The sequence below is a fragment of the Lutimaribacter pacificus genome, assembly GCF_900142185.1.
Classification (GTDB): domain Bacteria; phylum Pseudomonadota; class Alphaproteobacteria; order Rhodobacterales; family Rhodobacteraceae; genus Lutimaribacter; species Lutimaribacter pacificus.
Genome location: NZ_FQZZ01000017.1, coordinates 22,541 through 32,409, shown reverse-complemented (window position 1 = coordinate 32,409; position 9,869 = coordinate 22,541). Strand labels below are relative to the sequence as shown.

Annotated in this window: 9 protein-coding genes and 1 pseudogene; 4 read left to right on the top strand and 6 right to left on the bottom strand. The window is 59.4% G+C overall.

The annotated features are described in order from the left end of the window. Positions 1-95: 95 nt before the first annotated feature. Positions 96-824: pseudogene (locus F3H87_RS21290) on the bottom strand (ArdC family protein); the annotation flags it as partial. 40 nt (positions 825-864) lie between these two features. After that, a complete protein-coding gene (locus tag F3H87_RS21285; RefSeq protein ID WP_149789500.1) occupies positions 865-1,350 on the bottom strand; it encodes a hypothetical protein in 486 nt (161 codons plus the stop codon). Between the two features lie 277 nt (positions 1,351-1,627). On the opposite strand from F3H87_RS21285, the gene F3H87_RS21280 reads away from it, so the two are divergent. After that, positions 1,628-2,830: a Fic family protein gene (locus tag F3H87_RS21280; protein WP_149789499.1), complete on the top strand. Its 1,203-nt coding sequence runs from the start codon at positions 1,628-1,630 to the stop codon at positions 2,828-2,830. 131 nt (positions 2,831-2,961) lie between these two features. On the opposite strand, the gene repC is transcribed toward F3H87_RS21280, so the two are convergent. The 3 genes from repC to repA form a co-directional block, all read right to left on the bottom strand. Continuing rightward, the gene (gene repC / locus F3H87_RS21275; protein WP_149789498.1) at positions 2,962-4,197 is read right to left on the bottom strand and encodes a plasmid replication protein RepC; all 1,236 of its coding nucleotides are present in this window, start codon (positions 4,195-4,197) and stop codon (positions 2,962-2,964) included. A 177-nt stretch (positions 4,198-4,374) separates the two neighbouring features. Beyond that, the gene (gene repB / locus F3H87_RS21270) at positions 4,375-5,391 is read right to left on the bottom strand and encodes a plasmid partitioning protein RepB (protein ID WP_057821967.1); all 1,017 of its coding nucleotides are present in this window, start codon (positions 5,389-5,391) and stop codon (positions 4,375-4,377) included. Further along, on the bottom strand, positions 5,388-6,575 hold the full coding sequence (gene repA, locus F3H87_RS21265) for a plasmid partitioning protein RepA (RefSeq protein WP_149789497.1): 1,188 nt from the start codon (positions 6,573-6,575) through the stop codon (positions 5,388-5,390). Before repA ends, repB begins: the two co-directional genes overlap by 4 nt. Positions 6,576-6,889: 314 nt before the next feature. Here repA and F3H87_RS21260 point away from each other — a divergent pair, with 314 nt between their 5' ends. Together F3H87_RS21260 and F3H87_RS21255 are read left to right on the top strand one after the other, a co-directional pair. Further along, entirely contained in the window at positions 6,890-7,117 is a 228-nt protein-coding gene (locus F3H87_RS21260) for an AbrB/MazE/SpoVT family DNA-binding domain-containing protein (RefSeq protein ID WP_009815510.1), read from the top strand. Continuing rightward, complete coding sequence (locus tag F3H87_RS21255; protein ID WP_057821969.1) at positions 7,107-7,502, top strand: PIN domain-containing protein; 396 nt, start codon at positions 7,107-7,109, stop codon at positions 7,500-7,502. The genes F3H87_RS21260 and F3H87_RS21255 overlap by 11 nt, the downstream gene beginning before the upstream one ends. Here the strand turns inward: F3H87_RS21255 and F3H87_RS21250 are convergent. Beyond that, positions 7,486-8,382, bottom strand: a complete 897-nt coding sequence (locus tag F3H87_RS21250; RefSeq protein ID WP_149789496.1) for a recombinase family protein — start codon at positions 8,380-8,382, stop codon at positions 7,486-7,488. The genes F3H87_RS21255 and F3H87_RS21250 overlap by 17 nt on opposite strands. Before the next feature lie 262 nt (positions 8,383-8,644). On the opposite strand from F3H87_RS21250, the gene F3H87_RS21245 reads away from it, so the two are divergent. After that, positions 8,645-9,856 carry a helix-turn-helix domain-containing protein gene (locus tag F3H87_RS21245; RefSeq protein WP_080457344.1) on the top strand — a complete coding sequence of 404 codons (1,212 nt, stop codon included), beginning with the start codon at positions 8,645-8,647 and terminating at the stop codon, positions 9,854-9,856. Positions 9,857-9,869 lie beyond the last annotated feature (13 nt).

Sequence of the window (9,869 nt, the reverse complement as noted above, 5' to 3'; positions counted from 1 at the left end):
TGGTAAGCGCGGCGGCCAGCCTGAAAACTGCCTACCGTCAACGCCTGTCACCCATCCTACGGCAAGGTGGCATGCGGTGCAGACTGTCAAGATAAGGCGACGATCTCTTCGCGGGCATAGGCCGTGTTGCCGAAGCGTGACAGGCCGTAATCGCGGTTCAGCCGATGGCGCGCCTTTGTGGCATGGGCGAGCTCATGCGCCCAGACCCCGTAGAAATTGCGCGGGTTCTCGAACCGCGTGATGGGCGGCATGAAGACCTTGTCCACGGGTGGCAGATAGTAGGCTTCCGTCCCCGTGAAGACGGTCGTGATGTCGATGGCGTCGAAAAACGCCTGCATATGCGGGATGGGCTCGGACGGCGAATGTTCGGGTGTCGGCTCCGGATCTGGGAAGAAACTGTCTGGCAAGCCCTCGATCTGGCAGGCATTGAACACGCGGTAGGATTTCTGGAAGCGGAAGATGCGGGCTTCCTCGGAGCGATCATCCCCGTCGCTGCGGTCATCCTCATCGCCGGCATCCCTCCGGCTTTGACCGTAGTAAACGACGACAGAGGACTTTTCGCCCTTGCGGACCTTTGCGTCCAACGCATTGGCTTGCGGCAGCGTCATCCAGAAAGGTGAGCTGTGGCCCGCCATCACGGTCCGCATCGTCAGCAGGAAGTTGTTCACCCCCTGGTAGGGTTCACCGCCCACGCGCAGGGGACGAGAGCTGCCCCCTGCGGTCCATGGCTTGCGCCACGGCAGGACGCCGCGCTCGATGATGCGGATGATTTCGTTTGTGATGACCTCGGAGGCATCGAATTTGGGCGTGCGGGATCGGGCCATGGCTGGCCTCCTTTCGAGTTTTGGTGAGAGGGAATGGTGATCAGGCTGACTGACGGGGCCGCGGATCATTGGTGATGCTCACGCCAAGCTGTTCGACCATGTCGATGTAGGTGATCAGCGAGACGGACTTGCCAGGCCCCCAAGGTTCAGGGTCGACCGATCCGTCCCGCGTCACCCGCGGCAAGTTCGCGAAGGCGATGAAGTCACTGATGGGTCGGATATCGATGAACGGGGTTCCTCGTGCGACCGCGAGGGCGGCCAAGGGAAAGCGCTCGATCGGCGCGAGGGTCGAGACGGTGGTCCAACCGAGATGGATGAACGTGCCGCCCTCTCCGCAGATCACATGGGCATTCGGCAGCGTCGCCGCCTGCCTGAGATAGCCGAGATCACGCAGGACGGTCTCGCGCTCGAGCTGCAGTGCCTGGCCCGTCTGGCCAGTTCGGCGTAGTTCCTTGTGCCGCCACCACGAGGCAGCGGTCGCGCGTAACACGCGCAAGACACCTGTTTGCATCGGAATGCCCTTCATCAGGAAAGACAGACCGGAATCCGGCCCGGACCCATCTGAGGGACCCCAAAGGCCCTCATCCGTCAGTCACAAAACCCGAAGAACACTTTCTCTTTTTCCGGCCCTTTTGGGCACACAACAAAACCGAAAAGCCCGGCCCTTCTGCCGAAGCCATTGATTTCATGCAGCAATTCTAGATCGGCAGCCAAGATCGGCAACGCATATCGGCAAAACCTTGCTTGAAAGTACGAAATGTGTTTATTTTTCAATTACTTTGCAAACATGGAAGATCGGCAAAATGCTGGAGACACCCGCCAGGATCGAACCCTGCTTCTTTGAGGAGCATATTCCTACAGAACTGGCAGACCTTTCGGTCGACATCCAGAGGCAAGCCACCGGGCTGGGACAAGGGTTGCATCCTGACAGCGCAGCCGAACTTGCCGATCTCGTCCGTGTGATGAACTGCTACTACTCCAACCTGATCGAAGGACACAACACGCGCCCCCGCGACATCGAAAGGGCGCTGGCTGGTGCCGAGCTTGAGGAAGAAACCCGTCCCCTCGCCCTTGAGGCCCGGGCGCACGTCATCGTTCAACGGGCCATCGACGAGATGCATCGCAAGGGCACCCTGCCCCGCCCCACATCCGTCGAATTCCTGACTTGGGTCCATAAGAGCTTCTACGACGAGATGCCGGATGAGTTTCGGGTCATCGAACATCCCGACGGCACACAAGAGCCCATCGTTCCGGGACGCATGCGCCAGGATGATGATCGGGAAGTTGCGGTCGGGCGCCACCTACCTCCTTCATCGTCGCGCGTCGCGGCATTCATGGACCATTTCGACAAACGATTTCAGATTGCGGCGCGGTCTTCGAGCGGACGGATCATCGCGATCGCCTCTGCGCATCACCGGCTCAACTACATCCACCCTTTCCCAGATGGTAACGGCCGTGTCAGCAGACTGATGTCTCATGCCATGGCCCTCACAGCGGGGATTGGTGGCCAAGGGCTCTGGTCCGTATCACGTGGGCTGGCCCGCGGGCTAACCGATCGGGGCGAGTACAAACGGATGATGGATCTGGCCGACAGTCCACGTCGCGGAGACCGCGACGGACGGGGGAACCTGTCAGAAGCGGCACTGAGGACGTTCAGTGAATGGTTCCTAAAGGTGACGCTCGATCAGATCATCTTCTCAGCAAGATTGTTCGATCTCGGCGGACTGGACCAACGGTATCGTCGTCTTGTTGCAGATACCATCGATGACAAGCGTGCGCCGGAACTGATCTCGGCGGTACTTCGGCATGGCGCACTGGAACGAGGCGACGCGCAGATTGTGCTCAAGACATCCGAGCGTACTGCTCGCAACACACTGAGTAAACTGACTGCCGCCGGATACCTGACCTCCGCATCTCCGAAGACTCCGGTGCGGTTGGCGTTTCCGTTGGACTACCGGGAACGTCTTTTCCCTAACCTGTTTGGCGATGGTGACCTGCCGGCGTGACTGGCAACCGAAGGACCCTGTTTCTGGCCAAGTCCGCGAGCGCAGCCTCTGACCGTGTTGGAAAGAAGTTCACAACTGTGAACTATCCCGAGCTATCCTACTTGTCAGCCGAGTTCACAGCTGTGAACTCATCATGCAGCATCCCGCCGCATCAAGGCCATGATCATCGGACCGCAGGAGAACTCCCCAATTGCTGCCTTTGAAGATAGGGTTCTCAAGTAGCCTCCAGGTGATCGGATATCCGCAAACCGTTCAAGCATTGCAACGATCACAACAGACGCTTCTTCGGGACCCATATAGCGTTTGGCCTCGTCCCACGCGGACGAGGAAATACCCATCATGGGCCTGACCACATCAGCCACCCGGACCAGATCGTGCCAGTGGCGCACGGGCTGCTCGGAATACGCTTTGAATTCCTGACAGGAGGCGAGGACGAGACCAAGCGGTATGTTCGGCATCAGTTGATCGTCAATAGTTGCCGTTGAGTTGCCCTCATCTTCAGAACACAGAGGACTATTGGCAACTTCTGGAGTTTCGCGCACAGCGCCTCCGCCCCGCGCTTTTTCTAAGCGAGGTTCAAGATCATAAGAGTCTTTAGTTGAATTCTGATAGTGCTGCTCAGAAACAGCATCATTGGTGCTCATATTTTCTGTTTCACAGCCATCCAGAAGGCTTCGGGCGTGATCTAAAGCTGACCCCAAAGCGTCTTCGATGCGCCTAAGGTCTTCCATTTCGAGTTTTCTGCGAAGATCTCGGGCCGTTAGGGCCGCAAGATCAGAGAATTGGTCCCAGACGCCTTGATCCGGACGAAGTGAGCGCCCGTACTCGGCCAGCCCTGCGAGGTCACGCCGCATGAGGCTCACAGTGGCACGTAGGCGCTTGTACCGCTCTTCTGCGGCCCGGACGGTCTCAGCGGCCTCACAAACCTCCTGGAAGCGTCGAACGAGCGGAGAGAGGTCGAACCCAAACGCAACCTTTTCGTCGCCGTAGCGGCGGGCATAGCGCTTCCCATTGGGGCTATCGCGCCGGACAACAAAGCCAGTCTGCACAAGGTTGGAGAGATGGCGCCGCATCGTCGAGCAGGGCATGCCGTTCAGGCGCTCGCAAATCGCCTTGTTGGACGGATGTACAATCAATTCGCTGTCATTGCCTCCGAGAATTGTCGCTTGGTGAAAGCTGACCAGCGCCTGAAGCACCGTCAAATCCCGATCGGACAAGCCGAACGCGACTCGAGCGGCAGCGAGCTCCCTCAGGACCTCCCACTTGTTGGCGCCGGCTGGGGGCAGGTCTTCCTGGGTCGCTGCCTGATGTTTCAGGATGGCAGCATCTATCGTTCGCCGGAACGGCGTTACGGGCGTGTATTCCATTTTGTCATTCACGAAGACAAAAATATCCCGGTCCGCGAATCACTTTGGACTTGCGGAAAATAGCTCCGGACACTACCTTGAAGGTGCTAGAAACAAGTTAGGGTCTCGTGGAGTGGTCGCTTTGCGGGACCTTTTCTTTTGCCTTTTCGTGCCTCCTTCTTTGATTTCTGCTCTTCCTCAGTCTTCCGACCGCTGCTTCCAGCGTTCGTGAAGGTCTTCAATCATGTCATGTACTTGCGTCTCGACCCAATCGGCGAAGTCTCCACCCGCCAACTCGATCGATAGGCCCTTGGCAGTGCGTTTGACCGTGCCGCCGCGTTTGCCGCCGATCTTCAGCGGGACGCTGGAAGGTGGGGCAGGGGAGGGCGACTTGGCCGGTTTAATCGCCTTGGTCACAGCCTTTTCTACGGCCAGGAACGCTTGGATGGACGGGTCATTGGTAGAGGCAACGTCATCCACCACCATGGAGGTCTCGGCATTTTCACGTGCCTCTTTCGCGATCCCGATAAGGTCCTCGCGGTCCAGACCATTCTCGTCGATGGCCCGACCAAGGGATTCCCATCGGGGTCGGCCAATGCCATGGGCGGCGCCAATGGCGCGTACCAGATCCGGCCCGACCATGTCCGCGATCGCGATCGCCATAGATATGGACGACTTCGTGACGGTAAGAATTTCTGCAACTTGAGATTGATTTCCGAAGCCGGACGACACAAGGTCCTTTGCGAACAGGGCCTTTTCAATAAAAGACAAATCGCGCCGCCCCATGTTCTCCGAAATCTGAGCACGCAGAGCGCTGTCGTCATCCAGGTTGGTGACTAACGCGCGAACCTTGGTAACCTTATCGGACTGACGGATCGCCTCCAGCCTGCGTCGCCCATAGACCAAAAGGTAGCGATCATCTTCACCCGGCGCACGTCGCACGAGGATCGGAACAGTCTGACCGTTCGCCTCAATCGCGTCGCGCAAATCCAGTACATCGGCCGGGTCAAGTCGGTCCGCCATACGCCCGTCTTCGATGCTCGCCGGGTCCAGTTCCCAAACATGATGGGAATCGACCGCGTCGCGGGCGGACCGAAGGGCGCGATTCGAGGTCATCATCGGTGTCACAGCACCTGTCTGAGGGGCAGGGGAGGGGGCCCCAGCTGCCGCGAGACTGTCCAGCATTGACATGCGCTTCTTCTTGCCACTGGTCATGTGCGCCCCCAGGTTCTCTGGATCAGGTCGGCGATCTCGTCATTCAGCGTATTCAGGCTCTCAATCGCGCGATCATAGGTGGAACGCGTGAACGCGCTGCGTTCCACTTCATAAAGTGTCTGCTTGGTCAGGCCCGCATCTGAGATGGCTGTAGACTTCAACATGGGCGAATTCAGCACGGCTTCGCCGTACATTGTTCGCAGGAAAGCCACGATGCGGTTCTGCGGCGCATCCTGCGGCTCGTAGCGGGTCAAAACATAGCGCATCCAGTCATGAGACATGTCAGCGCCGCTCTCGGCGATCACGTCCATGAGGTCGGCTGTCATGCGGAGGAATTGCGACATGGACATCACATCGAGCATCTCTGGATGGATGGTCACCAGAACGCCCGTGGCCGCGGACAGGGCGGACATGGTCAGAAAGCCAAGCTGCGGCGGGCAATCTATGACGACCACGTCGTAGTCCTCATCGACCTGGGCCAGCGCCTCCTTCACGCGGAAGAAGAAAAGTCCGGCATTGCCCTGTGCCAGCGCACGCGGGGTGTCGTGCTCGAATTCCATCAGTTCGAGGTTGCCGGGGATCAAGTCCAAATTGGGGATATAGGTCTTGCGGATGACCGACCGGATCGGCTCCGGGTCCTCATAGCGGATCGCATCGTAGAGAGTGCCACCATCTTCGAGGTCCAATTCCGGCTGAACGCCGTGCAGCGCGGTGAAGGAAGCTTGTGGGTCAAGATCAATGCCCAGCACACGATATCCGCGCAGGGCAAGCCGTTGGGCGAGATGGGCAGAGGTTGTTGTTTTTCCGGACCCACCCTTGAAATTCATCACGCCGATGACTTGAAGATGATCACCTTCTCGTCGTCCGGGAACGTAATCGCCCGGCTTGCGAGCGGTTTTTTCAAGGAGCACACGCAGCGCCTGGATATCCTGCGCCGAGTAAAGACGACGGTTGCCGGCGGTAAGCTCGGGAGAAGGCCCTTTGCCATCCAAGTTGAGTTTGCGAAGATAGGAATCGTTTACGCCGAGTAGCGCCGCAGCCTCACCAGAGGTGAATTTGCGCATGGTCTTCTCGGCATCGGGTGGAAACAGGCTCTCACGTTGCGAATGCAACTGGTTCGCCAGCCATTCCGAATGCTGGCGGATCACCGCGTTGAGATCCTCATGCACAAAGGTATTATCCATCTGCCCTCTCGCTTCCGAGACATCGCGTCTTTGGCGTGTTCACGGAAATTGACGTTTTTTGCCTCGTTTCCGTGACTATTGGCGCAAGAGTCGGATTCGCGCAAGGTTTTTCCACATCTAGTGGGCGAGTCCTCACCGAACACAAGGCTGTTAGGCTTCCTGCTGCATGGTGTAACGCACCGCATCCCACGAAAAGGGACAGGGCAGAACTCTTTTCGGAGGGCTCCAACATGGCTTTTGAGCGCACCAAAGCTTGCCTTTTGGCAGTTCTGGATATACATTATTGGATGTTTATCCATGCCTGAGAGGACAAGATGCAAGTTGCCAAATGGGGAAACTCCCTTGCCGTCCGGCTACCCGCGGATCTTGTGAGGGAACTCGGCTTAAAGGAAGGTGATCAGGTCGACCTGGTAAAGGACGATGGAACCATTCTTGTGAGACGCCAACCTCGTGCCGATGAAGTTCTACAAGGGCTAAGGCGGTTTCGCGGAAAACTGCCCAAGGACGCGCGTCTAAGCCGCGACGCCGCGCATGAGCGCTGAATTCGCAGACACGAATGTTGTGCTCTACCTGCTCGACGATGGTCCAAAGGCTGAGAGGGCGGAGGAAATTCTGGGGCAGGGACCCCGGATCAGCGTTCAGGTCCTGAACGAAGCGATGGTCAATTGCCGACGGAAAGCTGGGCTCAGTTGGGAAGATACCGGAGCGTTTCTTGAGGGTATTAAGTCCTTATGCCCTGTCGAGGGCCTAACGGTTCAAACCCATCAAGTCGGTCGCGCGTTGGCAGAGAAGTACCAGTTATCGGTCTATGACGCGATGATCGTGTCTGCCGCGCTGATCGCTGGGTGCACGACGTTGTGGACTGAGGACATGCACGACGGATTGCTGGTCGAGGATCGGCTGCGCATCGTCAATCCATTTGCCTGACCAGCAACCCAAGTCGCTCCGCCCGTTCCAACAGCATCCTAACGGATGACGGTTGCCAGCTTGTACGTCCCCGTGGAGTCCGCTCACGCATGGCTTCCAACCGGTCGCAGATCGACTGTAGCGTGATATCCGGGTCCGAACCTTTGATGGCCGCAACAATCGCAGGCAGGCGATCGTCGGTTTCGCAACGTCCAGCGCGTCCAAGCACTTCAGCGGGCAGGAACCCGTCCCGCACATATGCTTTCACGGCGCGGAGCAGGCGGCTTTGCGTCCAATGGCGGCTGTGGGGTAGGGGGCCATTGATAATCCGCAGAACGTCTTCCCATGCCATATCGGGGCGCAAGCGGCGCACATGTGGCACCCAATCCTGCGCGGTTTCGTTCAGGCGCTCCATGTAGCCGTCCTGTCGTGCCAGCCGCACCTTGCGCAGCGCGGCGGGGTCTTTGGTGCGAAGCCCAGGATTGCCACCAACGCGCCCTTTGGCGCGTGCCGAGGCAAGGCCCGCCTTGGTACGCTCGCGTATTAGCGCGCGTTCGAACTCGGCCGCGGCGCCCAGAACCTGCAGCGTGAACTTTCCTTGAGGGGAGGCAGTGTCGATCGGGTCCTGGAGCGAGCGGAAGAACGCCCCCTTGCCTTCCAGTCTTTCGATCACCTCAAGTAGGTGCGACAAAGACCGCGCAAGCCGGTCGATCCGCACGACGACCAGCGTGTCGCCCTTGCCAATCCGCTCCAGCACACGTGCAAGCACGGGCCGCGCGCGATTGCCGCCCGAGGCGTGCTCTTCAAAGATCTCGGCGCATCCCGCAGACTGCAGTGCCTCAGACTGGGGCAGGGGGGTCTGATCCTCGGTGGAGACGCGCGCATAGCCAATCAGCGGCATGAAACTGGGCCGTTTGCAATTTTATGTACCACCAATAAACGACCGTTTGAAAACGCGTGCAATAGGTATTTCTCTCGTCGCGCTGAATTCGGGAAGCCTTGTAACTATGGGCTGACGGCCACGAGAGGCGCTCCAGCGCTCTCGAGAAGGCACGATCCTCGAACGCCTCTATAGTAGAGGAAAACGCAGTCCCTCAAACTCCATCGCCAAACGCGCAAAATAGCTTTATAATGCGCGCATGAGCCGATTTCGCCCTACACACATGGACTATGACGAGATGCCTCTCGAAGACTTGGAGGCGTCCGAGGACAAGGATGACGCCGACCTCTGGTTCCTGCCCGGGCCGATCGAGGACGAACCGGATTACCTGCCTCCCGGACCTAGGTCTGAGGCGAAGGAATCCGAGATCGTCGATGCCTGGCGCGGGGCCGAGGCCGGGCAGGCGGCGCAGCTCGCCCGTGTTGCGGCGCGCCTGGGGATCCTCGATGAACGCCTGCGTCGGGGCCCTGCAGGCTGGCGGCAGCGGCTCGCCCTGATCGAGGCTGCGGACCTGAGCTGGTTGACGCAGGACCGGATCGGACTCGACCGGCTGTCACTCTACATGGCGCTGCGGGTTTCGACCGTAACGGATGATGCGCAGGCCTTGTACCGGATCGGCTGGACCGTGCGTCGGCTGACCGGTGGACCCGCGCCGCTGATGCGTCGGTCGGGTGTCGGCGATCTCGAGACCTTCCTTGATCGGCGCGACCGCCCGGGGCATGGGGAGCGGTTCGAAGATGCCAATGCTCCCTCGCGCGTGGTCGAGATGGCAGAGCGTGAAGCCTTCGAGGACCGGGCTGCCGGATGGCTTGCGATGATGAATCAGGCCGAAAACCTCCACCCCGTGACGCGGGCCTGCATGGGCTTTCATCTCTGGCATGTCGCGGAGCTCTCGCCGATCGACGATCCGCTCGAGGCCGCGGTGACGGCGTCGCGTGTTGCTATCACCGAACTCGCACCGTCAGGGAGCATGCCCGGCGCGATCTTCGCACCGACCGCCATGGGCGGGGGAGGGGGCTTTCGCGCGATCGGGGACCCGCCCGCCCGGTTAGCGCGCTGGCTGAACGCGATGGAGAGCGCGACATTCGCAGCCCTGCGCAGGCTCGAGGAGATCGAGGCTTGGGCGGCTGCCGCAGAGCGCGCGATGACTCCCCTCTCGGGCAAGACGCCGCCGATGCTGCGGAACCTCTTCGCAAGCTGGCCGCTGGTCTCAGTACAGATGGCCGAGAAACTGACAGGTACGCATCGGGCAACGGTTCAGCGCAACATCGACTGGATGGACGAGCAGGGCCTCATCCGGGAAGTTACGGGGCAGGGACGATACCGAATGTGGCGGATCGTTGAGCCGCGCTCAACAGAGGCAAATTCGATGCCCGAAAGGCATGATGAGCTGCTGGCTGAAGATTTCTTCGATGTGCTGGCCGCGCGCCAGTGATCTCCGGATTTTT

Excerpts from the sequence above, each read along its gene's own strand:
- F3H87_RS21285 (WP_149789500.1), bottom strand. The coding sequence starts at position 1,350 with ATGAAGGGCATTCCGATGCAAACAGGTGTCTTGCGCGTGTTACGCGCG.
- F3H87_RS21280 (WP_149789499.1), top strand. The coding sequence starts at position 1,628 with ATGCTGGAGACACCCGCCAGGATCGAACCCTGCTTCTTTGAGGAGCAT.
- repC (WP_149789498.1), bottom strand. The coding sequence starts at position 4,197 with ATGGAATACACGCCCGTAACGCCGTTCCGGCGAACGATAGATGCTGCC.
- repB (WP_057821967.1), bottom strand. The coding sequence starts at position 5,391 with ATGACCAGTGGCAAGAAGAAGCGCATGTCAATGCTGGACAGTCTCGCG.
- repA (WP_149789497.1), bottom strand. The coding sequence starts at position 6,575 with ATGGATAATACCTTTGTGCATGAGGATCTCAACGCGGTGATCCGCCAG.
- F3H87_RS21260 (WP_009815510.1), top strand. The coding sequence starts at position 6,890 with ATGCAAGTTGCCAAATGGGGAAACTCCCTTGCCGTCCGGCTACCCGCG.
- F3H87_RS21255 (WP_057821969.1), top strand. The coding sequence starts at position 7,107 with ATGAGCGCTGAATTCGCAGACACGAATGTTGTGCTCTACCTGCTCGAC.
- F3H87_RS21250 (WP_149789496.1), bottom strand. The coding sequence starts at position 8,382 with ATGCCGCTGATTGGCTATGCGCGCGTCTCCACCGAGGATCAGACCCCC.
- F3H87_RS21245 (WP_080457344.1), top strand. The coding sequence starts at position 8,645 with ATGGACTATGACGAGATGCCTCTCGAAGACTTGGAGGCGTCCGAGGAC.